22 protein-coding genes are annotated in these 26,965 nt (G+C 43.4%); 9 read left to right on the forward strand and 13 right to left on the reverse strand.

The features are described 5' to 3' along the window. Positions 1 to 242: 242 nt before the first annotated feature. From CIK80_RS11895 to CIK80_RS11910, 4 genes are all read right to left on the reverse strand, one after another. The gene (locus CIK80_RS11895) at positions 243 to 2,045 is read right to left on the reverse strand and encodes an efflux transporter outer membrane subunit (RefSeq protein ID WP_095570174.1); all 1,803 of its coding nucleotides are present in this window, start codon (positions 2,043 to 2,045) and stop codon (positions 243 to 245) included. Beyond that, entirely contained in the window at positions 2,042 to 5,272 is a 3,231-nt protein-coding gene (locus CIK80_RS11900; protein WP_062845090.1) for an efflux RND transporter permease subunit, read from the reverse strand. The genes CIK80_RS11895 and CIK80_RS11900 overlap by 4 nt, the downstream gene beginning before the upstream one ends. Positions 5,273 to 5,307: 35 nt before the next feature. After that, the gene (locus tag CIK80_RS11905) at positions 5,308 to 6,708 is read right to left on the reverse strand and encodes an efflux RND transporter periplasmic adaptor subunit (RefSeq protein WP_095570175.1); all 1,401 of its coding nucleotides are present in this window, start codon (positions 6,706 to 6,708) and stop codon (positions 5,308 to 5,310) included. 612 nt (positions 6,709 to 7,320) lie between these two features. Further along, positions 7,321 to 8,250, reverse strand: a complete 930-nt coding sequence (locus tag CIK80_RS11910; protein ID WP_218830336.1) for a polyprenyl synthetase family protein — start codon at positions 8,248 to 8,250, stop codon at positions 7,321 to 7,323. Between the two features lie 676 nt (positions 8,251 to 8,926). Here CIK80_RS11910 and rplU point away from each other — a divergent pair. The 3 genes from rplU (at position 8,927) to lolA (ending at position 10,656) form a co-directional block, all read left to right on the forward strand. Next, complete coding sequence (gene rplU / locus CIK80_RS11915; protein WP_062845087.1) at positions 8,927 to 9,238, forward strand: 50S ribosomal protein L21; 312 nt, start codon at positions 8,927 to 8,929, stop codon at positions 9,236 to 9,238. Positions 9,239 to 9,329: 91 nt separating this feature from the next. Then, the gene (gene rpmA / locus CIK80_RS11920; protein WP_062845086.1) at positions 9,330 to 9,587 is read left to right on the forward strand and encodes a 50S ribosomal protein L27; all 258 of its coding nucleotides are present in this window, start codon (positions 9,330 to 9,332) and stop codon (positions 9,585 to 9,587) included. 370 nt (positions 9,588 to 9,957) lie between these two features. Continuing rightward, complete coding sequence (lolA, locus tag CIK80_RS11925) at positions 9,958 to 10,656, forward strand: outer membrane lipoprotein chaperone LolA (protein WP_095570177.1); 699 nt, start codon at positions 9,958 to 9,960, stop codon at positions 10,654 to 10,656. A 167-nt stretch (positions 10,657 to 10,823) separates the two neighbouring features. Here lolA and scpB read toward each other — a convergent pair whose 3' ends face one another. The 8 genes from scpB to mrdA form a co-directional block, all read right to left on the reverse strand. Beyond that, entirely contained in the window at positions 10,824 to 11,387 is a 564-nt protein-coding gene (scpB, locus tag CIK80_RS11930; RefSeq protein WP_095570400.1) for an SMC-Scp complex subunit ScpB, read from the reverse strand. A gap of 132 nt (positions 11,388 to 11,519) precedes the next feature. Further along, complete coding sequence (locus tag CIK80_RS11935) at positions 11,520 to 12,338, reverse strand: segregation/condensation protein A (protein WP_179288399.1); 819 nt, start codon at positions 12,336 to 12,338, stop codon at positions 11,520 to 11,522. Between the two features lie 133 nt (positions 12,339 to 12,471). After that, complete coding sequence (gene trpS, locus CIK80_RS11940) at positions 12,472 to 13,557, reverse strand: tryptophan--tRNA ligase (RefSeq protein WP_095570178.1); 1,086 nt, start codon at positions 13,555 to 13,557, stop codon at positions 12,472 to 12,474. 126 nt (positions 13,558 to 13,683) lie between these two features. Continuing rightward, positions 13,684 to 14,772, reverse strand: coding sequence for a lipid A biosynthesis acyltransferase (locus CIK80_RS11945; protein ID WP_095570179.1), 1,089 nt, complete (start codon positions 14,770 to 14,772; stop codon positions 13,684 to 13,686). A gap of 363 nt (positions 14,773 to 15,135) precedes the next feature. After that, positions 15,136 to 15,522 (reverse strand): 30S ribosomal protein S9, encoded by a 387-nt coding sequence (gene rpsI / locus CIK80_RS11950; RefSeq protein WP_062845080.1) that lies wholly within the window; start codon positions 15,520 to 15,522, stop codon positions 15,136 to 15,138. 10 nt (positions 15,523 to 15,532) lie between these two features. Further along, positions 15,533 to 15,961 carry a 50S ribosomal protein L13 gene (gene rplM, locus CIK80_RS11955; RefSeq protein ID WP_062845079.1) on the reverse strand — a complete coding sequence of 143 codons (429 nt, stop codon included), beginning with the start codon at positions 15,959 to 15,961 and terminating at the stop codon, positions 15,533 to 15,535. 195 nt (positions 15,962 to 16,156) lie between these two features. Further along, positions 16,157 to 16,846: a 16S rRNA (guanine(966)-N(2))-methyltransferase RsmD gene (gene rsmD / locus CIK80_RS11960; protein WP_062845078.1), complete on the reverse strand. Its 690-nt coding sequence runs from the start codon at positions 16,844 to 16,846 to the stop codon at positions 16,157 to 16,159. Positions 16,847 to 16,868: 22 nt separating this feature from the next. After that, entirely contained in the window at positions 16,869 to 18,848 is a 1,980-nt protein-coding gene (mrdA, locus tag CIK80_RS11965; RefSeq protein ID WP_062845077.1) for a penicillin-binding protein 2, read from the reverse strand. Positions 18,849 to 19,350: 502 nt separating this feature from the next. Between mrdA and CIK80_RS11970 the strand changes: the two genes are divergently transcribed. From CIK80_RS11970 to adk, 6 genes are all read left to right on the forward strand, one after another. Next, on the forward strand, positions 19,351 to 20,685 hold the full coding sequence (locus tag CIK80_RS11970; protein WP_062845076.1) for a hypothetical protein: 1,335 nt from the start codon (positions 19,351 to 19,353) through the stop codon (positions 20,683 to 20,685). Positions 20,686 to 20,893: 208 nt separating this feature from the next. After that, positions 20,894 to 22,924, forward strand: coding sequence for a heme lyase CcmF/NrfE family subunit (locus tag CIK80_RS11975; RefSeq protein ID WP_095570180.1), 2,031 nt, complete (start codon positions 20,894 to 20,896; stop codon positions 22,922 to 22,924). 1 nt (position 22,925) lies between these two features. Next, positions 22,926 to 23,585, forward strand: coding sequence for a DsbE family thiol:disulfide interchange protein (locus tag CIK80_RS11980; RefSeq protein ID WP_095570181.1), 660 nt, complete (start codon positions 22,926 to 22,928; stop codon positions 23,583 to 23,585). Continuing rightward, positions 23,582 to 24,142, forward strand: coding sequence for a cytochrome c-type biogenesis protein (locus CIK80_RS11985; RefSeq protein WP_095570182.1), 561 nt, complete (start codon positions 23,582 to 23,584; stop codon positions 24,140 to 24,142). The genes CIK80_RS11980 and CIK80_RS11985 overlap by 4 nt, the downstream gene beginning before the upstream one ends. Then, positions 24,139 to 25,419 (forward strand): c-type cytochrome biogenesis protein CcmI, encoded by a 1,281-nt coding sequence (ccmI, locus tag CIK80_RS11990; protein ID WP_095570183.1) that lies wholly within the window; start codon positions 24,139 to 24,141, stop codon positions 25,417 to 25,419. The genes CIK80_RS11985 and ccmI overlap by 4 nt, the downstream gene beginning before the upstream one ends. 212 nt (positions 25,420 to 25,631) lie before the next feature. Then, on the forward strand, positions 25,632 to 26,288 hold the full coding sequence (gene adk / locus CIK80_RS11995) for an adenylate kinase (protein WP_095570184.1): 657 nt from the start codon (positions 25,632 to 25,634) through the stop codon (positions 26,286 to 26,288). A 198-nt stretch (positions 26,289 to 26,486) separates the two neighbouring features. On the opposite strand, the gene secB is transcribed toward adk, so the two are convergent. Beyond that, a complete protein-coding gene (secB, locus tag CIK80_RS12000) occupies positions 26,487 to 26,933 on the reverse strand; it encodes a protein-export chaperone SecB (protein ID WP_062845071.1) in 447 nt (148 codons plus the stop codon). Positions 26,934 to 26,965 lie beyond the last annotated feature (32 nt).

A 26,965-nucleotide genomic window follows, 5' to 3' on the forward strand; every position in this document is an offset into this window, starting at 1 on the left:
CCTTATTTAATTATCAGTCACTGCTATCGTAATATTAAAATGATGGTCTTAAATAAACGGCCTCATTTAAACAACTCAGTAAGCGGTACAGCATTTTATTGAGCGTATATTATAGTGCCACTACTATACCCAATAGAGGGTGACAAAAGCAAAAAACCCCACCAAGTCGGTAGGGCTGATTGTATTTAGCAATGGTTAATATGAAGATATATTAACCTTGTAAGAGTAAGCGATTATGGACATTATTCAGCAATTTGTGTGACAGGTACTTGCTCAACATTGTCTTCATTCTGAATGGTTTGTCTAGTCACCACACCTACAGCTGTCTCTTTTTTACCATCATCATTGACATCGACAACCGCGGTAGGTTTAAAAGTAGTGACTTTTTCGCCTTGCGCTTGTTTGATGTTAGCCACTTCTTGCGGTGATGCGACACGTGCTGAGCCAGCTGCATCAATAGCATTGACGGCTTTTGCTTTATTGGTATTGGTCGGCAACGTCAGCACTTGAGCCAAATTGGTATGCTGCGGTACTGGTATGATCGTTGGTACGTCTAGATTGGCACCGCCACCCAACACTTGATATAGCTCAATTTGGCTAACGATTTTCTGCAATTCCAAATCTAAAATACCTTGCTGCGTTGAGAACAACGAGCGCTGCGCATCAAGCACATCTAGATAGTTATCAATACCCGCTTTAAAGCGTGCATCAGCGATTTGATACGTCTGCTCAAAGTTATCTTGCAGACGATATTGTGACTCTAGCTGTTCGCCAAGTGTGGCACGTGTTGCCAATACATCTGACACTTCGCGGAAGGCCGTTTGAATAGAGCTCTCATAATTTGTCAGAGTTTGTTCACGTTCAATCTTAGCCACATCATAATTGGCATCTAAACGACCAGCGTCAAAGATAGGCACACTAATACTTGGGCCAAACGACCAACCAACTGAGCCGCTTTTGAACAAGTCATCCAAACTACCGCTACTGACACCGATACTGCTTGCCAAACTGATAGAAGGGAAGTAAGACGCTCGTGCGACTTCCAGATTGGCACCAGCTGCTTTTAAGTTATATTCCGCTTGTAATACATCAGGACGATAGCGTAGCAACTCACTTGGCAAGCCAGCATTGAATATTTGCTGACTGGTAATATTGCTAACGGCAGGCGTTGGAATCAAGTTGGTCGGAATGGGCCCACCAACCAAAAACTGTAGCGCGTTGCGTGACGTCAAGATACTGCTTTGCGCACGTAACACGGCAAGTTTGGCGGTCTCCAATGAGGCACTGGCTTGCAAAGAAGGCAGTTTTGGATCAATACCTGCCTCAAAGCGTTTACCCGCAATAAACAGTGATTGCTCACGGCTTTCAACCGTCGCTTCTGCCAGTTTGAGCTGAGCCAAGCTGTAGCTTAGATTGGCATAACTTTGTGCAATATTACTAATAAGACTGATCTGAGTCGCATCTTTAGCCGCTGTTGTGGCCAAAAAGTTCTGTAATGCTTGATCTTTTAGACTAGAGATTTTGCCCCAAAAATCAAGCTCATAGTTTGCCAAGCCAAGATTGACGCTATAGCCATCACTGGTGACGCTTCTTTGACGCTGGCGAGTATAGCCTGCTGAACCATCAATACTTGGTAAATCATTGATATCAGTAATCTGATATTGTGCCCGCGCTTTTTCGATGGCCAGACGCGCACTTTCAAAGTCTTTGTTATTTTCAAGACCTAACGCAATCAAGCCTTTTAGACGATCGTCACTATAAAAATTCTGCCAACGTTGGCTAGCAATACTGGGTTGCTCAGCCGTACTTGCCGTTTCCTTGTCGAACGCACCATAAGTTTGTCCAATCGGAATATTCGGCTCTGCTAGGACAGGGCGCGTATCAGCTTTTGGGATAGTATTACAAGCAGCCATACTCATCGCTAAGGCGGTTAAACCTAATATACGACTGCTGTTTCTGCGGATCCGTGATAAAGCGGGTTGCGTCGCGGTAGTAACGTTCGTTACCGCGACTGAGTTGATGGTAAATGTTTTTTGGGCACTCATTGTGTATTATCTCCAAAACTTACAGGCTGATAACTCTCAGAAGGCGTTGGGTTATGTGGATCAGGCGTACCATTGCCTCCATCTCTATCGTTTGGCTTGTTGTTCTCATATTTGTGCGGGAACAGACTACGTACCCAAATATAGAACATAGGGATAAAGAATATACCTAAGAAGGTAGCGGTAACAACCCCACCAAGTACACTAGTACCAATGGCATTTTGACTGCCTGAACCAGGACCTGTGGCGATGAATAATGGCACAACACCCAGTCCAAAGGCAAGCGAGGTCATGATAATAGGACGCAAACGTTGACGCGCCGCTGTCATGACAGCCTCGGTAAGACTATACCCTTCCTCTTGGTGCTCTTTGGCAAACTCAATAATCAAAATAGCATTTTTCGCGGATAGACCAACCACGGTGAGTAGACCTACTTGCAAATAAATATCGTTACTAAACCCGCGTAGCAATGTAAATATCACAGCACCCAATACCCCAAGAGGAATAACCAATAGTACTGAGAACGGAATCGACCAACTCTCATACAGGGCAGCCAGACATAAGAATACCACTAAGATTGAAAGGGCATATAGCATTGGCGCTTGTGCACCTGATTTTTGCTCTTCAAGTGACATACCCGTCCATTCATAACCCACACCTTCAGGCAAATCTTGGATCATAGTTTCCATCGCGCTCATTGCTTCACCAGTACTTAAGCCCGGCGCTGCGCTACCTTGAATGTTCATTGATGGCAGACTGTTATAACGAGTAAGACGTGGTGAGCCAGATTCCCATTCACTACTGGAGAATGCGTCAAATGAGATCATATCGCCGCCATCATTACGTACATACCATTTGCCGATATCATCAGGATTAGTACGGCTACTTGGTTCACCTTGAACATAAACGCGTTTAATACGTCCACGATCAACGAAGTCATTGATGTAACTTGAACCCCAAGCCGTAGAGATAACGCTATTAATATTGGCCAATGACAAGCCATAAGCGGCGGCTTGCTCTTGGTTGATATTCACTTTCAACTGTGGCGCATCTTCTTGACCGTTCGGACGTACACCCGCAACTTGATCATTTTGCGCTGCCATACCTAGCAGCATGTTACGTGCTTCTAGCAAGCCTTCATGTCCAAGGTTGCTTGTATCCTGAATCATCAAGTCAAAGCCACTGGCGTTACCAAGTTCAGTAATGGCCGGTGGTACAATGGCAAATACTTGTGCCTCATTTAACTGAGTAGTGAAGTAACCCATGGCGCGACCCGCAACACTTTGCGCGGTGTTTTCTGCACCAGAACGATTCTCCCAATCTGACAAGCGTACGAAAGCCAGACCCATGTTTTGCCCTTGACCCGCAAAACTAAATCCTGCAATCGTAAAGACGGATGCGATATTATCGGTCTCTTGCGTTTCATAGTAGTCGCTGACTTTATCCAATACGTCCTGCGTCTCATTTAGTGTAGAACCGGCAGGAAGCTGAACCAAGGTGAACATAATACCCTGATCTTCTTCTGGTAAAAACGAGCCTGGAATACGTAAAAAGACGACAGCCATGATACCGATGATGGCTGCATAGCCGATTAGATATAGCCATTTAAAACGAATACTTTTACCAACAAAGTTTTCATATGAGCGACTAAGCTTAAAGAAGCCGCGGTTGAACCAACCAAAGAATCCTTTTTGCTCTTCACTATTGCCTTTTTCATGACTTTTGCTACGTTTGAGCAACGTCACACATAGGGCAGGGGTAAAGATAAGCGCCACTAATGCTGACAACACCATACTGGTAATTAGAGTAATAGAGAACTGACGATAAATTACCCCGGTTGAACCACCAAAGAAGGCCATCGGCACAAATACCGCGGATAAAATCAACGCAATACCGATAACGATTTTACTGATCTCACCCATCGACTGTGTTGTGGCATCTATGACAGAGATATGGGGGTCTTCTTCCATGATACGCTCGACGTTTTCAACAACGACGATGGCATCATCGACCAGTAGACCAATGGACAGTACCATTGCAAACATGGTAAGTACGTTAATACTAAAGCCAGCCACATAGAGTACGGCAAAAGTACCAAGTAAGACTACAGGTACAGCGAGCGTTGGAATAATCGTTGCACGCCAGTTCTGTAGGAAAATGAACATGACGATAAATACGAGCACAATGGCTTCAAGTAGCGTCATCACAACTTGTTCGATAGATAAACGAACAAATGGCGTCGTGTCATATGGAACAACGGATACTAGACCAGCTGGGAAGTTTGATTCCAGCTCTGCCATACGCGCACCAACGGCTTCACGAGTTTCAAGTGCGTTTGCACCGCCCGCCAATGAAATACCAATACCCGCTGCTTCTTGACCGTTATACAGTGAGATAACGCTATAGTTCTCACTACCGATTTCAACATCGGCAACATCACCCAAACGCACTTGTGCGCCAGAAACATCGGTTTTTAGTAAGATGTCTCTGAATTCTTCAGGAGTTTGTAAGTAGCTTTGGACAGTAACGGTGGCATTGATAACTTGTTGGTCGGTATCAGCAGGTGCTTGACCTAGCTGACCTGCAGAGACTTGCGCGTTCTGCGCACGTACTGCTGTAACCACGTCAGATGGCACCATGTTATAGCTACGCAAGCGAGCAGGGTCTAACCAGATGCGCATGGCATAAGTTGAGCCAAACACCTGTACTTCACCCACACCTTCGACACGGCTGATCTGATCAACGACATTTGAGTTGACATAATCGGCGATATCACTGCGGTCCATGCTACCGTCTTCAGAGACGAAAGCCTGTACCATCAAAAAGCTGCTAGAAGATTTATTGACGTTAACGCCCTGACGCTGTACCGATTCAGGTAGCGAGCTCATAGCGGCCTGTAGCTTATTTTGTACTTGCACCTGTGCTGTATCAGAATCTGTACCGTTTTCAAAGGTCAGTGTGACAGAAGCACCACCATTCGATGAGCTTGATGACGACATATACATAAGCCCGTCGAGACCTTTCATACGTTGTTCAATAATCTGTACAACTGAGTTTTCGACTGTTTGTGCGTTAGCACCAGGATAGCTTGCACTGACTGAAATAGTCGGTGGCGCAATACGTGGATACTGTTCAATCGGTAGATTAATAACCGATATCACCCCGATGAGCATGACCAAGATAGCCAATACCCATGCAAAAATAGGGCGATTAATAAAAAAACGTGACATAGTATATCCCTAAGTCTTCCTATCTTTGAATGGAATTATTGAGCAGCGGCTTCTGTTTGTTTTTCGCTAGAATTATCATTGCCAGCTGTTTTCTTATCCACTGTCTTTGCAGCTTGTTGCGGCGTTTTGGCAGTCGAGGCGTTTTGTGCAGAAGGTACTGGATTGGCATTTTCTAACGGTTTTACGACCACTTCTTGTTCAGGTTTGACCTTACTGCCACCAATGACAACAACCTTATCGCCTGCTTGCAAGCCATCCGTTACTACCCATTGTCCATTGTAAGTACCATCGATGGTTACTGGACGTACTTGAATTTTATTGTTTTGATCAGTGATATAAACTTGCGTTTCCCCTTTAGGTGTACGCATTACCGCACTTTGCTGAACCAATGCAGCATTACTGATCACGCTTTGTGTCAAGCGGGCAGTTACATACATACCAGGTAACAACAGATTATTACTATTCGGGAAAATGGCACGTAAAGTGACAGCGCCTGTTGACTCATCAACTTTTGCTTCAGACAAAGCAAGCTTACCGCGTACTGGATACACTGAGCCGTCTTCTAATACCAACTCAACTGAGTTCATACCTGGCTGCGCCTTGCCTTCAGATATTTGCTGACGTAGCTTCAACAGCTCAGATGAGGACTGACTGATATCAACATAAATAGGATCTAAGCGCGAAATAGTGACTAGCGGATCAGCCTGACCTGCGCTCACCAATGTACCAGCAGTCACGCTAGAGCGATCTGTGCGACCAGTAAGTGGCGCACGTACAATAGTACGGTTAAGATCTAAGTTACTCGCCGCTAAACCCGCCTGAGCCGTTTGAATACCAGCCCTTGCGCTTTCGATGCCCGCTTGTGTTTGTCCGACAGCTGCGGCAGCGCTTTGTACCGCTGCTTGCGCGGTACGTACTTGCGTTTGCGCTTGATCATACTGCTGCTTTGAGATGGCATCAATGCTTACTAAGCCCTCTAAGCGCTGTAGGTCATTTTGCGCTTGCGCCAATGATGCTTGACGGCTGGCAAGCTCAGCTTTTGCATTGGCGTTATTTGCCTGTGCTGTCTGATAGTTGGCTTGTGCTTGTTGCACAGCCGCCTGACCACTGGTGACAGAAGACGCATAGTTATCGGTATTAATACGGTAAAGTGGTTGGCCTTCTTTAACGTTACTTCCTTCACGGAACAGTACTTCTTCAATGACACCGTTGACCTGTGGGCGAACGTCAGCCGTTTGGTAAGCTGCGGTACGTCCAGAAAAGGTTTGTACTTGAGGAACGGTTTCTAAGGTGACAGTCTGCACGTTGACAACCGCAGGCGGCATCTGCTGCTGTGCGGCTTGTTCATCAGCAGCGTCCTCGTTTTTGTCACAGCCGATAAGTACAGCTCCAGATAGTACAGATGCTATTACAAGCGCAAGAGTAGAGTGCTTCATCAATGTCCTCGGCAATATGTATGAAATAAAGAATGACAGTATAAAAAATTGTCAATAAATCTTAGCGTATCGAATATTAAAATTAGTATTTACCCCAAGCACTTATACTATCTTTGCTTAATTAATTCTCAATGATGCGTAATAGGCGGGAATTTCCTACTAAAGTGTCCAATAGATATATATGTTTAGTATTGGCGTAAGACTTTGTAATGCCGAAAGTGTAGCTAAGCTACAGATTCAACCGATAAATTTAATGAGTAATTATAAACTATAGGGGTAACCCCACAGTCAAGTAATTGAATATAAAATTTGAGACAAAAAATGACAACGGAGGGGTTTTAGGGCGAATAAAATATCGCTATCGCAAGCACTGGCTTTACTAACAGCTATTAGGGAGGTATACAATCTTCAATTGAAACCCATTGTAAAATTTTGTGAAAACAGCAAAACCGTACGAGCATTAAGGTCTTAAAACCTCTGTAAACCAGCTTTGTAAACAAAAAAATAATTTTGGCAACCATTAATTTTGATTAGAGCAATAATAGCGTAACCGCTGTATTTGAGAGACAACATTTATCATGCTACTACTGCTCAACGTTAAAGCAAACATAGCTACAATAAGCGGGCGCTCGCCAATTCAGTTAGCTGATAGAGACCTTTGCGATAACGATTGTCAGGCAAGGTCGCTAATGCTTGTTGTGCTAGTTTGGTTTCTTCGAGCGCTCGTTGTTTACAGTAATCCAGCGAGCCTGAATGACGTACCAACTCGATAAGCTGTTCTGCATTTGGGGTTTTGCCTGTTTGTACGGCAACACGTAATTGATCGTAGCCTTTAACATTGCTGTTTTTTAGCAACTCGAGCGCCTTGATAGTGGGCAGGGTCGGTTTGCCTTCTGCCAAGTCATCACCCAAATTTTTACCCATTAAAGCACTGTCGCCGCTGTAATCAAGGACATCATCAATGATTTGGAACGCATTGCCAAAGTGCTGACCAAAGTCACCTAAAGCTTGCAGATACTCTGTTTTACCTTGCAAAATAGCAGCGCCTTGGGTGGCCATCATAAACAGACGTGACGTTTTTCCATCGATAATTCTTAAATAGTCTTCTTCCGTTGCAGCAGGATTGTGTTGATGTTGTAGCTGTAACACCTCACCCTCAGCAATATCACAAGTGCCATCTGAAAAAATCTGTAACAAAGGCAAGCTTTGAAAGCCGACCAGTAGATTAAAAGCGCGAGCAATCAAATAATCGCCGACCAGTACCGCAGTGGCATTGTCCCATGTTGCATTGGCTGTTGGCTTACCACGGCGCTGTCCTGACTCATCAATCACATCGTCATGAACCAAAGTAGCCGTGTGCAGCATCTCAGTAATTGCCGCCAAATGCATGGCTTTTTCTGACGGCGCATCATCAAACATACGGGCGCATAGCAAAGTAATCAGCGGACGCATACGTTTGCCACCAGCATCGATAACATGCTGAGAGACGCTCATCACTAGCTGAACTTTCGAATTTAGACTACCGAATACTTGCTTGTCCATAATCTCAAAATCATCGGCCACAATGTTTTGGATATCAGCATAGCTCAGTGTCGATTGAGGCTTGGAAAAGATATTATTTATAGAGTTGCTGGTTATAGAAGTGCTGGTCATAATAAATAGTCATATTAATAAGAATAAAGAAAGTGTTTATAGCCTTGGCTTTATGGTCGGTAAGGCAACGTTTTACCTATAATAACATAGCTCGGTATCCAAATTGTCGGTTAAAGCACGCTAATAATGAAGCAATAAATTTTTATCAAAATAAAACTGGTTATCTAAAAAAATTGGGTCTGAATCGCTAAAATAGACTTAACTATTTAAGATGAATTTGTTGCGCATATTATAAGTATTCGCTAACGCAATAAAAGAACAAAAGGCTATAAGTAACTGATTATATGAGTTATAATAGCCGTCTTTAGGCATGTGACACTATTGAATGCTATGGTATGACGTATTTTTATACTGGATATCAGGTTTGCTATACTTATAGACGGTATTTTATTCCTTAATATAAGATAGAATTTTTAGTGTCATTACATTATAAAGACAAGCTGCGCTACTTGCTTTTCTAAGCAAAAAGACGTAAAATCTTGCCTTTAATTTTTCCCTGTCGTGTTCGTCGTAAAAGCGTTGGTATGATATCAGCCACGGCACACGGGTTAAACGGAGTCATACAATGTACGCAGTAATCAAAACTGGTGGTAAACAGCACCGTGTAGTTGTCGATGAGCTTTTGAAAGTTGAACTACTAAAAGCAGAAAAAGGCGAAACAATCAAATTTGAAGACGTGTTGATGGTTGTTGACGGTGAAAACGTCAAAATCGGTCAGCCTGTTGTTGATGGCGCTAGCGTAGAAGTTGAAGTTGTTGAGCATGGTCGCGGCGAAAAAATCCGTATCATCAAGCACAACCGTCGTAAGCATTATCACAAAGAGCAAGGTCACCGCCAATGGTACACCTTGTTAAAAATCAAAGCCATTAATGCCTAATTACTTATTTAGCTATCATTGCTAAACAGCGCACTAAATGCTTAAGAGTTGTCGCATTAGCGATAAGTCACATTAACAAGGAGATTTTCTCATGGCACATAAAAAAGCTGCCGGTTCGACTCGTAACGGTCGTGATTCAAACCCAAAAATGCTAGGCGTAAAAATCTTTGGTGGCCAAGCCATCACTGCTGGCAACATCATCGTTCGTCAACGTGGTACTGAATTCCACGCAGGTGAAGGCGTTGGTATGGGTCGTGACCACACTTTATTTGCACTGAATGACGGTGTTGTAAAGTTTGCGACCAAAGGTAAATTTAACCGTCGTTATGTAACGGTTGAAAGCGTATAATCGCACGTTTTATTTGATTCACTCGTAGAGTGAGTTACTGAAATGACCAAAAGCTCCTATTGCCATCTGGTAGTAGGGGCTTTTTGTATTTATCGAGTTGCCTATTCTTTGGCAAGAAAAGCGATAAAATAGCGCAAAGGTATATCCTGTAGCCTTTAGCACAGTGTGACTATACTGGTTACAAGTGTGTATGGCAGCCGTAGTAATGATTGCAAATCATGACTAGGCGCGTAATAAAAAAACTGGCACACTGTCTACATCGTTTATGAATACCAGCGTTTTGTTGGTCATCTAAACAATTATAGAAAACAAAAATTTTATTAGAATATTTTATTTTTAAGTAATTACGTATTTTGAGAGAGGATGAATGATGACTTTATTAACCAAGCAATCAGTTAAACAGACAACTTTAAAACAAAAAATGATGAGTGGCGCTTTAACAGGTGTATTGATGACATCGCTTGGCGTGGCAGCACCTATGATGGCATTGACTCAATCTGCAACTGCTGCGCCTGCCGACAACTTAACAGCGGCCAAGCGTTTGAATAAATTGTTAACAAACACAAAGAGTATGACGGCAAATTTCAGTCAGACAACTAAAGGTGCCAGTAGTGGTACTTTTTCAGGTACGATGAATGTACAACGTCCAAATAATTTCCGCTGGGAAACAAAATCGCCTTCAGAGCAATTGATTGTTGCTAACGGTAATTCTATGTGGATATATGACAAAGACTTGGAGCAAGCGACCAAGCAAAATGTCGATAGTCAAGTTGGTAATACACCAGCGCTCTTACTATCAGGTGATCCAAGTAAAATTGATAAAAACTTCAAAATCACTCAGCCGTATGACAACAAAAACTACTATGTACTGTATCCAAAATCAGATAGTGCTAGCTTCAAGAGCTTATCTATCAGCTTTAGTGGCGGTAAACCTGTCATGATGGTACTGAACGATACTCTGGGTCAGACGACCTCGATTAAATTTAGCAACATTAAATTGAACCCAAGCATCAGTAGCAGCCAGTTCAAATTTACGCCACCAAAAGGTGTTGACGTTATCAATCAATAATTACTAGATACTGAACGTGATCAATTTCAGTGTTTCTTATAGTTGATTGATATAAGCATAATTAAAAAGGACAAGCCTTCTTAGGTCTGTCCTTTTTTTTGGAGTATAAGAATCGTTTAGAATAATTTTGCCAGAATGTAATTATGTATTTTCAAACAGTGCTGACACTATGACATCGATTGAATGGCTTCCATATCAGGCATCGGTGGTAGCTCGTTCAAATGCGTCAATCCAAAAGCATCTAAGAATTGAGCGGTGGTATGCAGTAGCGCTGGGCGACCTAACGTATCTTTGTGGCCTTTTTCGATGATCCAGCCTTTGTCAAATAGCTGCCTTAATATATTGCTGGATAAAGTAACCCCGCGTACATGCTCGATATCGCTGCGTGTCACTGGCTGCTTGTAAGCAATAACGCTTAACGTCTCGAGCAAGGCTTGGCTTAGGCGTTCTTGACGCTGAGGAAAAACGCGCTGTATAAGGGTGCTGTAGTTGTCGGCGATTTGCAAGCGATACCCACTAGCCGTCTCATGCAGCTTTAACACACCGGTGTCTAGCCGTTCTTGTAATAGTCCTAAAGCGTCTGCTAATTCTTTTGTAGACACAGACAGATGTTTCTTCAACGCACCAGCAGTGAGCGGCGCTTCTGAAGCATGCAGTAGTACTTCAATATGTCTACTTATCTCTTCTAAGTTTTCGCGTTTCTCAGATGATACAGGCACAGAGATAGACATTAGTTTCTGTGCTTTATTCTCATACTTTGGGTTATCAACATCTGCCATTAGCTAGGTACTCTTTTTTCACAATTGTGTTATCAGTCATAACAATCTCTACAATGCTGATTATTTTTATGATACTCGTTATTGTTACACCAGCCATTGAAAGGTTAAATTTTCAAATTTAGCATCTGCATCAGCTTGATGGTTATCAACAACAGCCTCTAAAAGGTTATTATCTGTATCATCACTCACCATACCAATAAGCTGCCGCTTCATCAATTCGAGTACAGCGACAAAACTGACAACAACTCCCACCTTGCCTTGTGACTTATCTAGTAGATCATAAAAGGAGCGAGCACTTCCAGTACTGAGCTGTCGACTGATACTGGCAATACGGTCAGCAAGCGGTACAGTATCAACTTTGATGGTATGCATCTGATAGTCGGGCTGTAACTGCATTTTGAAGAGGCTATCAATCAACAAGGTAGGAGAGTAATTGGGTAATTCAGTATTCATTACGTCTTGACTTGGCATACTCACCATCGCCAAAAACACATCTCGCTCGAGACGCACCAAGTTATCCAAACGCTGACTGGCCGCTTTAATCTGCGCATACTCTTCTAGACGTTCAATAAGCTCTGCTTTGGGGTCGCGCTCATCAGTCGGCGTTTCTGGCTTGGGTAACAATAGCTCAGTTTTAATGGCAATAAGAGTGGAGGCCATCAGCAAATAATCACCTGCCAATTCAAAATGGGCTGTGTCCAGCTCGCTGATATAAGCCAGATATTGCTCAGTGATGGGCAATATTGGCAGCTGGGTCAAATCAACGTTATTCTTTTTGACCAAGTATAATAAAAAATCCAGTGGCCCAGCAAATTGCTCTAACCAAATAGCAAATGCTTGTGGTGGTACATAGAGATCTTCTGGAAGGTGTTGTACGGGCGTCTGGTAAATGCGCAAGGACATATCGTTAGTCTTTGAGTGCTCTTTAATATTTTTTACGTCATTATCATTCAAGAGTTCAGGCATATAGTAAGCACTCATAGACAAAGCAGCTTTCTCAAAAGCTGCTTGCTTTAGTTATAGTACACGTGATCATTTATTTAAGCTTAGCAAGCGGACGAATACCAATGGCTCTACGCGTTTTATCTAGCTGCTTACGGCTATGACGACGCGCTTTTTCTGCCCCCATCTGCAAGATTTCTTCTAGCTCTTTTGGATTGGCCATGAGTTCTTCATAACGCGCGCGGAATGGGGCAATCTCGGTATTAATTTTGTCGAACAAGGCTTGCTTGGCATCACCCCAGCCAATACCTGCCAGATACTGCGCACGCATATCGGCGATTTCTTCAGGCGTGGCAAACGCTTTATATATCTCAAACAGCGCTGAGTCGTCAGGATCTTTTGGCTCATCAGGCAACTGTGAGTTGGTCACGATTTTCATGATAGCTTTGTGCATTTGCTTTTCGGAGCTCACTTGCGAATTAGGCTCGCCAAATAAGGGAATGGTATTGCTATAGCTTTTGCTCATTTTACGACCATCAAGTCCTGTCAATAACGGAATGTCGTTATCAACGACAGCAGATGGTAAGGTAAATAGAGTCTTGTAGCGATGATTAAAGGTGCCTGCAATGTCACGCGCCATCTCAATATGCTGTACTTGATCGCGACCAACTGGGACGTGCGTGGCATTGAACATCAAAATGTCAGCGGCCATCAATACAGGATAACCAAACAGACCCATGGTCACGCCTTGATCAGGATCGACATCGGCTTTCTCCATATTAATATCGACTGATGCTTTATAAGCGTGAGCGCGGTTCATCAGACCTTTTGCGCACGAACAATTCAAAATCCAAGCCAGTTCTGGAATCTCAGGTACGTCTGACTGACGATAAAAGGTGACGCGTTCAGGATCTAGGCCACACGCAATCCATGTGGCTGCAATCACCTTTGTGGACTCATGAATAATAGCTGGATCATAACAACCAATAATGCCGTGATAATCAGCTAAAAAGAAAAACGCTTCATGATCGCTATTTTGGATCGATTCGATTGCTGGACGAATGGCACCGACATAATTACCCAAATGCGGGATACCAGTCGGTTTGATGCCAGTCAAGATACGCTTGGCTTCGGTTAAGCTGGCAGAAGTCTGCTCATTAGGAGTGCTGTTATTACTCATGTGGAATCCATTACTTTATTTATCAAGTTATTATCAATGCATTGGTCATTGTGTGTTTTGAATGACGCAAAATATTAGGCACAAAGTATAGCAAATTTCCCTAGTATTTTTCTTGGGAATAAAGTCCTACTTATAGATATTGGTACGTCCATTGGGTCCGTGTTTAAAACGGCGATGAAACCACATCCACTGAGTAGGATCAATACGAATTAGTCCTTCTAACACTTCATTGACGCGAGTAGCATCAGCGACTTCATCGTTGCTTGGATAGTTATCCAGCTCAGGCGTAATGGTTAGATGATAGTGGGGACGTTTACCACGTGGCAGATTGTCTGGCGTTTGACGATAAGTGTGCAATGCCATAACAGCAGGTGGGTGATCTTTGCTGCCCAATTTGGCCATGCGACGTGACGCAGTAATCGTGGCAGCGGGCACGCCAAAAAATGGTGCCATGACCCCTTGTTTTAGGCCATAGTCTTGGTCAGGGGAGTACCAAATGACGTGCCCAGCCTTGATTGAACTGACCAAACTGCGCATATCACGGCTAGAAATTTGCTTACCAAAAATGCTGGTACGACCATTATAAATAAACCAGTCGAGCAGAGGATTGTTCTGTGTGCGATACATACAATCGACAGGGAAAAACTGGGCACAAAATAAGCCACCCAAATCAAGCATCGTATAATGAGCCCCTAATAAGATAACCGGTCGATTGTCTTTTTGAGCGTTGACGATGTGTTGTAGTCCAGAGATAGAAACAGTACGAGTGAAAACATCTGGACGAAACCATGCGCATAAGGTCTCGAACACACCGATGCCTTGATTGACAAAGACTTGTTTTGCCATTAGTTCACGCTCAGCTTCAGGCTTTTCTGGAAAGGCAAGCTTGAGGTTGATTAACGTATCACGGCGACGCGAGCCTGCAATTTTATAACATAAGATGCCAAGCTTACGTCCCAACCAAAACTGCCAACGAAGGGGCAAATACATCATGGGTAGCATAATAAAAAACAGTAACCAAATACCCCAGTATTTCGGTAATAAAAACTGTTTTTGAAAGGGCTTTTTCTCAGCGTGTGCTGTACGCTTATGAGTTTGCTTAATCGTTGGCGTGCCAGTAGGTATGGCAGGCGATTTGATCGACTGCTGGATACTTGGTGATATATGATTTTTTGAAGAAGATTTGCTGGGGTCGTATTGTTCAGGCGCTTTCATAATATCCTTTTGCAGCACGGTTTATGGCATCGGGTTATAGCTATCTTATGGCATTGAGGCTAATGATAAAAATTTAGTATTATGATGGGGTAGCGTCAAGTGCTTTGCAAGTCAAAATCGCTAAGAGGCATCTGTCAGGCATAATTAATGTCGATGCCCTGGTGAGGAAAACAACAGCTTAAATTGTAAACCAACGCTATCTAAATAACCCATTGTCACTCCAAGAGCTATATATAGACATAAAAAAACCTTACAAGCTGTGACCAGCTTATAAGGTTTTGCAAATCTACACGCTTATCTAAGACTGATACTGTGGCTCCGAGAAAAAGCCAACAGAAACAAGAAAATAAGCGAGAGCTTTGATTAACGTTTTGAGAATTGTGGACGTTTACGTGCTTTACGTAGACCCAATTTCTTACGTTCAACTTGACGTGAATCACGAGTAACAAAACCAGCTGCTTTTAGGGCAGGCTTTAAAGTTTCGTCAGCTTCGATTAATGCACGTGTGATACCGTGGCGAATTGCACCCGCTTGACCACTGATACCACCGCCTGCAACAGTCACATACAAATCGTATGAGTTAGCAGAATCTAGTAGTTCTAGAGGCTGGCGAACAACCATGCGTGAAGTTTCGCGGCTGAAGTATTCGTCAAGTGGCTTACCGTTAACAACGATGCTGCCAGTACCTTTTGATAAAAATACACGAGCAGTAGACGTCTTGCGGCGACCAGTTCCGTAATTGCGTTCCATAAGTATATCCTTAGATGTCTAGTTCTTTAGGTTGCTGTGCAGTATGTGGATGTTCAGTACCCGCATATAGCTTTAGCTTCTTGATCATTGCATAGCCAAGAGGGCCTTTTGGAAGCATACCCTTAACTGCTTTGTGTAGAACATCTTCAGGCTTATGTGCAATCAGCTTCGTGAAGTTGGTTTCTTTAATACCGCCTGGGTAACCAGTGTGACGATAATACTTTTTGTCTTGTGCTTTTTTACCCGTTACCGCGATTTTTTCCGCATTGATGACAACAATGAAGTCACCAGTATCTACGTGTGGAGTATAAGACGTCTTATGCTTGCCACGTAAGCGACTAGCGATTTGAGTAGCCAAGCGACCAAGGGTTTTGCCGTCAGCATCTACGACATACCAGTCATGGGTCACTTCAGCTGGTTTTGCACTAAGTGTTTTCATGATAAAACCTTAAAATTAGAATTCGTTGAGAGTTTAGCTGGGAACGGGGCTCTCAAAAAACAGACTGCACATTATAAGCAGTAGCGCCTACGCTTGCAAGCTGCATTGGGGTTTATTTTTGCCTTATATACATTTAACTGCAGCGTTGGGCCAGTTTTTAAGCGGTTTTAGACATTTTTAACAAATACTACACAATTATGACGATGATAGTCGATAAAGTCCAGCGACAACTTGTCCAACTTTGGTTTGTTTTAAACAGTCAAAGCCAACTGCTTTTAGTGTTGCTTGGTGCGGTGCAGTCACATTTTTATTAAGGGTATTTGCCAGTTGTATCAATTGATCTTCTAATTCTTTATCAGCTTCGAGATAAATCAAGGTATCGGTATTGATGAGCGACTGGGTGATTAATGCCATCAAAATAGGTTGCCACAAATCCTGCGCATAAGGCGGGTCAATGAAAACCAAATCAAAATGACGTGGAACCAATTGATTTTGAGTCAAGACTTGCTCAGCTGTGCCCTGAATGACTTGATAAGTGGTTGCATCGAGTCTTAGTTGGTCAGCACTTTGACGTAGCATATGACTCTGCGCTGGATTGACTTCAATAAAAGTTGAGTGGGCAGCGCCTCGTGATAATGCTTCAAATCCTAGTACACCGCTACCAGCACAACTATCAAGTACATACGCACCATGAATATCAGCCAGCAGCCAATTAAACAACGTCTCACGCAAACGATCTGGTGTTGGACGTAGACCGTCAGCCTCGACGAAATGGACGATACGACGTTTAAACTGACCGCCAATGATACGTACATCGCCTGCTGCTGTATTTTTTTTGACTTTAGTGTTTCTCTTTGGCTCGCGGCCGTTTGAAGGTTTGGTCATAACAGGTCTCTTTCACCGTCTCTTACTCAGATGTTGACGCAGCAGCTGCTAGGGCTTCTTTTTCTTCTAATGCTTTTGCCTCTTTATCACGAATAGCATCACGCGCCGCCTTGTCTAATGCTTTTTGGTGTTTGATGGCACGAAGCTCATCTGCGGTTGGTGGCAAAATAGGATTGGTTTTACGTTGCAATACCCAATAATCAAAAAGCTCACGACCGATGGGGGCGGCCACGGCACCACCACCACCACCGTTTTCGACCAATACAGCAAGAGCAATCTGAGGATCATCTACAGGTGCAAAGCCATTGAACCAAGCGTGATCCCAGTGACGCGAATCTAGCGCGGCTTTATTATAACGTTTACCTTGGGCAATGGATTTGACCTGCGCGGTTCCAGATTTACCTGCTATACGATACTTTGGATTATAAGCGCGGCGTGCTGTACCACTTTTCACAGTTGCTTCCATTGCTTCATGCATGCGTACCCAGTCAGAGGGCTTACCATTATAATCAATTTTGCCATCAGGTTTGGTGATGACGTTGACTTTTGCTGCCCCGTCACTGCTTTTTAATAGGTGAGGGGTAATGTGATAGCCTTTGTTTGCCGTCATGGCAGTTGCATTGGCAATCTGTAGTGGCGTGGCTAAGAAATAACCTTGTCCAATACTGACTGAGATGGTTTCGCCAGGTAACCACCCTTTATCATAAGTGTCTTTTTTCCATTTGGGTGATGGCATGATTCCTGATTTTTCGTTGGGTAAGTCGATACCAGTCTGGTCACCAAACCCAAACCGCACCATCCAGTCATGAAGGCGCTGGATGCCCATCTCGTAGGCCAATTTATAATAATAAGTATCAACTGACATGACGATAGATTTTTTCAGATCCACCGTGCCATGACCGCCACGTTTCCAATCACGGAAACGATGTGAATCTCCTGGTAAGCTAAAATAGCCGGGATCGTAGATGGTGGTGTCCCAATTGCGTAAACCATAATGAATACCGCCTAAGCCTTCAAAAGGTTTAATGGTTGAGCCAGGTGGATACATACCTTGTAAGGCTCGGTTGTATAATGGTTCGTCAGGATCTTCTTGTAGTGCGCCGTAGTCTTTAAAAGAGATGCCTGAAATAAAAGGATTGGGGTCATAGCTTGGGTTGCTGACAAATGCCAGTACATCGCCATTCTTTGGATCAATGGCGACAATCGCACCGCGACGTCCATCTAGCTGTTGTTGAGCCACGGTTTGTAAGCCGTAATCTAAACTCAAAGTGATGTCGTTACCAGAGACAGGCGGCTTAGTATCTAATTGCCGTAAAATATTGCCGTGCGCATCAGTCTCTACAGATTGATAACCCGGCTGGCCCAATAGAATATCTTCATAATAGTCTTCGATACCAATTTTACCAATCAGGTCAGTACCCGCGTATTTGTCTTTATCAATGCGTTTGCTCTCTTTGTCATTGATACGGCCCACATAACCAATGACATGTGCAAACAACTCATCATAAGGATAAGAGCGTGTCAGCTTGCTTTGAATAGTGACGCCGCGAAAAAAAGGCTTACGCTCGCTAAACTGTGCCAACTGCGCCTCAGTTAAGTCGATTTTGATGGTGACAGGATCGTTCTTACTTTTGCTGATACGAGCCAAAATATCAGTAATGTCTTTGTCTGTCAGATCAAAAATAGGCGCAAGTAAATGTAGCGTGCGCTCTGGGTTTTCAACTTCGTCAGGGCTTAACATGGCTGTAAAGACAGGCTGATTGTCTGCCAATATGATACCGTTACGATCATAAATATAACCGCGGCTGGGCGGCGCAGATATCAGTTTAATGCGGTTGTTATCTGCCTGAGTGGTGTATTTATCGTGGGCGTAGACTTGTAAATAACCATAACGCATGATCAAGCCACCCAAACCTAAAAATATTAAAACCCCAAGGATAATAATACGAGAGGTAAAAACACTATTGGTCTGTTCAGTGTTGGGAGTTAGCGGTTTATTCATATAAAGTAAAAGCCCAAACAGTCGGTGAGTCAATAAAAGAGATACATGAGCGGGTTTATGAACCAAGGTGCGGTGAGCATAAAGGATAATGCGAAGGATTTCAATCACATAGACTGATCTTGTTTGCAATTATGATGCATTAATTAAGAGGCAGAAAAGTAGAGAAATAGGTATTGGCATTTACCCGCGGATTATAGCAGAACAAATAACAGGACGCAGTATTTGCCCACTTATTTTGTCACTGTCAATGGTTTCAGCAGGGATAGGCCATTTGAAAGCTTTATCAATACAGTTAAGCGGTAAAACTTGTCATCTCTAGTCACAACTTGGCTAGGGTCTACCTGTGCTAATAGGTAGCAAGTATGCTAAAATCAGGCGATTTATTTATAGTCATTTTTTTATCTTATAGACACCATTATGGGCGGAGCGTATTTCTTAATACGTTCTAATTTGCTAAAGATAGTTTATTAGCAATGACAATCAACCAGAGGCAAGATAAGTCATGGATGCAACTTCATTGTGGCAGACGATAGCTGAGCACCCAGAGTTTTTTGCCATGTTAACCATCCCACCAGTGACGGCATTTGTTACTTGGATACATGTATGGATGGCGCTTAAAATGCTGTTCTATCCCATCAAGTTTTGGGGTATCCGTATTCCAAATTTCCCGTTTTTTGGTTTACCGGGTATTGGCTGGCAAGGTATCGTCCCACGTAAGGCTGGTAAAATATCGGGCGTCATCGTTGATCAGACGCTATCGAAGCTTGGGTCGCTTGATGAGTTTTTTCAGGCAATGGAGCCTGAGCAAATGGCGGTATTCATTACCAATACGGTTGATGAAAATCTTGAGGTATTGATTGATGAGATCATGCTGGATCATTCACCAGCCTTGTGGGGCAATCTGCCTTACGCTCTAAAGCGTCGTGTCTACGCTCAAGCGCATCAAGAATTGCCCAATATTATGCAGTCCTTGGTGACTGACCTGACTTATCATGTCGAAGATTTGGTTGATATGCGTAAGATGATTGTCAATACGATGGAGAGTGATCGTCGTTTGATGGTGAATATGTTTTTAAAAGTGGGTCAAAAAGAGATCAATTTTATTTGGCATATCAGTGCTTTGATTGGTTTGGTTTTCGGTATTATTCAGATGTTTATCTTTTTGCTGGTGCCACAGCATTGGACGGTACCGTTTTTTGCTGCGATTTGGGGCTTTTTGACCAATTGGATCGCTATTTGGATGGTGTTTAATCCAGTCGAACCGCGTTTTATTCCTTATTTAAAGCTTTTTACTGTCCAACGCCATTTCCCATTTATTAAGCCACAGATACCGCATATCGCACAGTATCGCCTACAAGGCGGTTTTATGAAGCGACAAGAAGAAGTATCTGAGGTTTTTGCTGAGATCGTCGTCAAGGATTTGGTCACACTTGAAAATATCATGAATGAGATGATGTATGGTGAACGTGCTGCACAGACGCGAGATTTGATGAAATCGCATCTCTATAAGGTACTAGAGTCGCCAGTCATTAGTACTACATTGCGTGTGGGGCTGGGTCGCCGAGAATATGGTCAATTAAAAAATACCATTATTGATAAATCTATTATTGCAACCATGGTACCGCTGCGTGATCCTGAACTGAACGAAAGCCGTGCCAGTAAGATATTTGGTCTGTTCCGTGATCGAATACGTGCATTGACGCCCAATGAGTTTCAAAACTTATTGCGTCCCGCATTCCGAGAAGATGAGATGACTCTAATTATTTTAGGGGGCTTAACAGGATTCTTGGCGGGTTGGCTGCATCTTGTCTTGGTGTTTTTTCCATCCATGCAATAATCAATAAGTTTTTTATTTTTTACACACATCAAATACAGAGTGGATACAAAAACGTGACAAGTTAACGCTAATGTACCCTGCTGTAAGTCTCTGATATTGCTGTGGCCATCGTCAACAGCAATAGCGAATATCGGACAGTTTTACTACTCCAAATTACCAATCCCTAAAATAAACAATGACCGTACTAAGGTAAACAGGGTTAGACCGTATGTTAATCACAGAATTGGGTTATTTTGCCTTGCTAGCCGCCTTTATGTTGGCGATTTTGCAGGTGGTGTTACCGACTATTGGTGTCATGCGTGATCACGTTGCTTGGCAACGTCTTGCGCCAAGTCTTGCATGGGCACAATTTGCTGCCATGATTACTTCGTTTGCTGCGCTGATGGCAGGCTTTTATTATAATGACTTTAGCTTAGTCTATGTCACTCAACATTCTAATACCTTATTGCCTTGGTACTACAAATTATCAGCGACTTGGGGTGGGCATGAAGGCTCCCTACTGCTTTGGATGACCATTATGGCGACTTGGTGCGCCTTGGTGTCTTATTTTAGCCGTGGTCTACCGTTATCCATGCGTGCACGAGTATTGGTTATTTTAGCTGGCGTGCAGGCAATGATGCTTGCGATGCTTATTTTTACGTCTTCGCCATTTGAGCGCACATTGCCCAATTTGCCTGTCGATGGCGCAGACTTAAACCCTGTATTGCAAGATTTCGGTTTAATCATTCATCCGCCCATGCTTTATATGGGTTATGTGGGCTTAGTTGTGCCATTTGCTTTTTGTATGGCGGCATTATGGGAAGGGCGTTTGGATGCAGTCTGGACTCGCTGGTCGCGTCCATGGGCATTGGCTGCTTGGGGCTTTTTGACCGTTGGTATCGCGCTTGGTTCGTGGTGGGCTTATTATGAGCTTGGCTGGGGCGGTTGGTGGTTCTGGGATCCAGTAGAAAATGCTTCTTTGATGCCATGGCTGGCAGGTACGGCGTTGCTACATTCGCTGGCAGTCACTGAAAAGCGTGGTGTATTTAAAGCATGGACAATCATGCTAGCGATTTTTGCTTTTGCACTGAGTTTGCTTGGTACTTTCTTAGTACGCTCAGGAGTCATTACCTCCGTACACTCATTCGCTGCTGACCCAACGCGTGGTCTGGTCATCTTAGTGATCCTTGGTGTGATCATCGGGGGCGGCCTATTGATGTTTGCCATACGTGGCTGGCGTTTGACGGTTGAAAGTCAATATCAGCTGATTTCACGTGAGTCATTTTTAGTCATTAATAATGTCATTCTTCTGATTGCGACCTTGGTTGTTTTACTTGGTACGCTATATCCCATTATCGCTGACTCTTTTAATTTGGGTCAGGTATCAGTTGGTCCTCCTTACTTTAATGCACTATTTGTGCCTCTTACTTGGTTGCTATTGATAGCGATGGGCATGGGGTCTAATATTCGCTGGAAAAAAGACAGTCGCCCGCTTTTGGGTGCTGGCATGATCATCGCAGTAAGCAGTCTAGTATTAGCAGCGATTATTGCCTATTTTGTCAGTCTATCAGAGATGCTCAATATTGGCGTGACCTTAGCGATCAGTTTTTGGGTACTGCTATGGATGGTCGTCGATCTTAAAGACAAGACCAAAAATGCATCCAGTCGTTTGACAGGTTTGCGTCAACTACGTCTGAGCTATTGGGGTCAACAGATAGCGCATATCGGTGTGATTATTGCTGTTATTGGTGTGGCCTTTACAACTACGTTGAGCATTGAGCGTGATGTGGCATTGGCACCAAATGATAGTGTCCATGTTCAGGGCTATGATTTTGTCGTAAAAGGTTTCCGTGAAGTCAAAGGCAGTAACTTTGATGCCACACAAGCGGAGGTGGCCATTAGCAAAGATGGTCAAGAGGTGACTACCTTATATCCTGAAAAACGTAACTTTATTATCAGTATGATGCCGATGACAGAAGCTGCGATTGACGCCACTCTTTTGCGTGATGTATATGTAGCGCTTGGTGAGCCTATCGCCGAAAACAGCAATGAATGGGCGTTCCGTATTTACGTCAAACCGCTGATTCGTTGGATATGGCTGGGTGCGCTGATTATGGCGTTCGGTGCCTTGCTAAGTATTATTGACAATCGTTATCGTATTAAGAAAACCAAGACACCGATGCAAATCATGCCTGAAAAGTCTGGCGCTCGTCCCGTCACTGAGTCTGAAATACCCGTGACAAAGATGGGAGGCAATTGAGATGAGCACGTCAAACAATTCTTCTGATCAAAAAGCTGGGCACCATAAGGTAAATAACCCTAAAACCATGAATAAAAAGCAGCTTAGATTGTGGTTTTTGATTCCATTGATCGTCTTCATTGGTTTGATTGTCATGTTATATATGCGCCTAGGGCAACCGACTGATATTGTGACCAATACGGCGCTTGAGCGTCCAGTACCAGCGTTTGAGCTCCCTTTATTATCCGATACCAGCCGTATCATGACCAATGAGAACTTGCCTGACAAACCTTTCTTGATGAATATATGGGGCTCTTGGTGTCCCACTTGTGTGATTGAACATCCTTTTTTGATGCAGTTAGAAGAACGCGGTGTCAACCTGGTGGGCATCAACTATAAAGATGAGATTGGTGATGCCTTGGGATATCTAAACCGAGGTGGGGATCCGTTTTCAATGTCGATTCAGGATTTATCAGGGCAGTTTGCCTTAGATTTAGGCTTGACAGGTGCACCTGAAACGTTCGTTGTCGATGGTGAAGGGATTATTCGTCAACATATTATTGGTGAGATTAATGAGAGCAACTGGCAAAGTCGAATCGCGCCTTGCCTGATGGTACTTAATGATGCCAATAATAATAACGTCAGCCCAGATACGAAGCAGATTGGGGAGGTGTGTAAGTGAAAGCCAATGTGAAGCCCATTATCTTACAGCTGGCAAGCTTAATTATAGCGTGCCTGCTGAGTGCCACAACTTATGCTGCAATTGATGTCTACGATTTTGACTCTGAACAACAAGAGGCTCAGTATCGTGGTCTTATCGAAGAGCTGCGCTGCCCAAAATGCCAAAATCAAAACCTTGCAGGTTCTGATGCACCCATTGCCCAAGACTTAAAGCAAAAGACCTACGATATGGTAAAAGATGGTCGTAGTGATGGTGAAATTCGTTCTTATATGCAGGAGCGTTATGGTGATTTTATCAGCTATAAGCCACCTGTACGCCCATCAACATGGGTCTTGTGGTTTTTCCCACCATTGTTGCTCATCGTTTTGTTGATAGGATGGTTTTGGCAAAGCAAACGGCGTCAGCTTGTTGCCAGTGGAGAGAACGGAGTAAAGGTAGAAAGTGCCGCTGCTGCTCTATCTGTTGCCGAAAGAGCTCAACTTGACCGCCTCTTATCACGTACTGATAGTGGTAAAGAAGATGATCACGATACCACAAGCCTTGAGGACAAAAAATGACCCTATTCTCTACTGTTGGCCTATTCATTGCTTTAAGCTTACTTATCGCTCTAGTCTTCGCGGTAATTGCTATCATACCGTGGCTAAGAGCTTCACGTGCGCAACAAACTCCTGTGGACAATCAATTATTAGATATCAATGTTGCTGTGTTTCGCGAGCGTCTTGCAGAACTCAAAACAGATAAAGACAGTGGTGTCATTGATGACACCCATTATCAAAACCAAAAACTCGAGCTTGAGCGCCAGCTTTTGGATGCTCAGCGTGAAGTCACGCCCATGGTGGCACCTGGTATAAAAAGCCGGTTAATTATCATAGTTTGGGTGCCCGTATTGACAGCTATGGCCTATCTAATGGTCAGCGATCGTACGCCCGTATTTGAACTTTGGGCAAGCGAGGACAAAGTTGGTCAAGTTGCCGATGATTTATTGACGGGTAAAATTGATCAGCCACCAGCTTGGGCAATTGAAGATGGCACACAATTGATCAGTGCCATGCAGACTAATGTCTATCGCCATGCTGATGACCCCAATCGCTGGATGCGCTTGTCAGAGCTATTTCTGTCATTAGAAGCAACTGATTCAGCGATAGAGTCTTTATCGCGCGCGTATCGTTTATCGCCAGACAATGAAGAGATTGCCACTACTTATGCTCAGATTAGCTTCTTTGCCAATAAAGGCCAATTAGACGATAGTAGCCGCCGCGTGCTGCAAGATGTATTGGCTAAAAACCCAGACCATGAAGGGGCACAAATGCTAATGGCAATGGGAGAGGCACGTAGTAATAACTTTGAGCAAGCACAAGGCTGGATTAAGCGTCTGCGTGGTAATATTGCAGCCAAACCAGGCGACCATTCTCAAGCGCTACAAAGTTTAGATGAATTAAGCGCCAACGTGAGCGCGCAGCAGCAGCAAGCCTCTGAAGGTGTTGAGGTGACAGTGAGAGTTAATGCAAGCTTGCTGCCACTGGTGAAAGGTGATGATGTATTGTTTGTTGCGATACGTGATGTAAAAGGTGGGCCACCATTTGCTGCTAAGCGTCTACCTATCAGTGTGATCAAACAAGGTGAAGCAGTTATTAGCCTAAGTGATCTTGATGCCATGATGCCAGAACGTACCTTGCAATCTGCCAGATCTGATAAAGTGCAGTTAGCCGTTATCGCCCGCATCAGTCATAGTGGTACAGCAAGCGCAGAATCAGGAGATCTATCGGGTAACCCGGTTGTGATTAGTGCTGATCAAGACCAAGTCAATGTGGAAATTAATCAGCAAATACCATAAGATGTCTGCTGTTAATGCACATTGCGAATGCCTTGTTGCACGTTAAACGAGCGTGCAACAACGTTATATGAACAGATAAGTCATAGCAACTTATCACGGCAATCGTGAAAATACTTGAGGTTTGTAGAGTCACAAGGTAAGGTGGTTCTGCAATCAACCAATCCCAAAGTTTTATCAATCCCAAAATCTTATCTATTAAGGAGAGTCGCATAATGATGCGTATTATTTTGCTAGGTCCACCAGGCGCTGGTAAAGGCACTCAAGCTCAGTTTATTTCTAAAGAATTTGATATCCCACAAATCTCAACTGGCGATATGCTGCGTGCAGCGATCAAAGAAGGCAGTGAGCTTGGCAAACAAGCCAAAGATATCATGAATGCTGGCGGTTTGGTTTCTGATGACCTTATTATTAACCTAGTGAAAGAACGTATCGCTAAGCCTGACTGTGTCAACGGTTGTATCTTTGATGGTTTCCCGCGTACTATTCCGCAAGCCCAAGCGCTTGCAGATGCAGATGTCGCGATTAACCATGTGGTTGAAATCAGTGTTCCTGATGATGAGATTGTGAACCGTTTGTCTGGTCGTCGCCAGCATCCAAATTCAGGTCGTGTTTATCATATTCATCACAATCCACCTAAGCAAGAAGGAATTGACGATGTGACTGGTGAAGCCTTGATTCAGCGTGAAGACGATAAAGAGTCGACGATTCGTGATCGCTTGGCTACTTATCATGAGCAAACATCAGCCTTGGTTGGTTTTTATCAAGAAAAAGCTGAAGAGGGCGATGATGCGCCTAAATACAATAAGTTTGATGGTACACAAGGTATTGATGACGTTAAGCAGCAGATTTTGTCTGCATTAAAAGGCTAATATCCTACGATATAACAGCTGTCATAAAAATGAGACCTCGACTTTATACAGTCGGGGTTTTTTTATTGAAAGCTCATTGACAGTTTTTTTCAAATTTAATGTCAAAACATAACTAAAAAAAAGCCGCCTACCCAAATAGGTAGACGGCTTTTTGTCAAATGTATTGACTGTAGCAGTAATACATTAGCACATCAAGACTTAAGCATTGCCTTCAGCATCTACTTGAGCTTGCTGTTGGCTTTGTGCGTATGCTTGATCGAAGTTTACTGGTGCAAGCAATAGTTGCGGGAAACTACCCCGTGTCACGATATCACTGATGACTTCACGAGCATATGGGAATAAAACGTTAGGGCAGTATGCACCCAAAATTTGACCAATTTGATCTTCAGGAATATCTTTTAATAAGAAAATCCCCGCTTGATGGACTTCGGCAATAAATGCAGCTTCATCAGCATTTTTAGCCGTAACGCTTACTGTCAAAATGATTTGATAATGATCGTCATCAAGTTTTTCAGCATTGCTTGAAAGGTTGATATCAAGCTCTGGGTTCCACTCTTTGGTGAATACTTCAGCGCCTGGTACTTCAAGTGACATATCTTTTACGTAAATGCGTTCTAATGCCAATTGTGGTTGTGCGTCAGCCATGATAATTCCTCTAAAGTTAAATCAAATAATGG

The organism is Psychrobacter sp. JB193, from assembly GCF_002285555.1.
In the GTDB taxonomy this organism is placed as follows: Bacteria; Pseudomonadota; Gammaproteobacteria; order Pseudomonadales; family Moraxellaceae; genus Psychrobacter; species Psychrobacter alimentarius.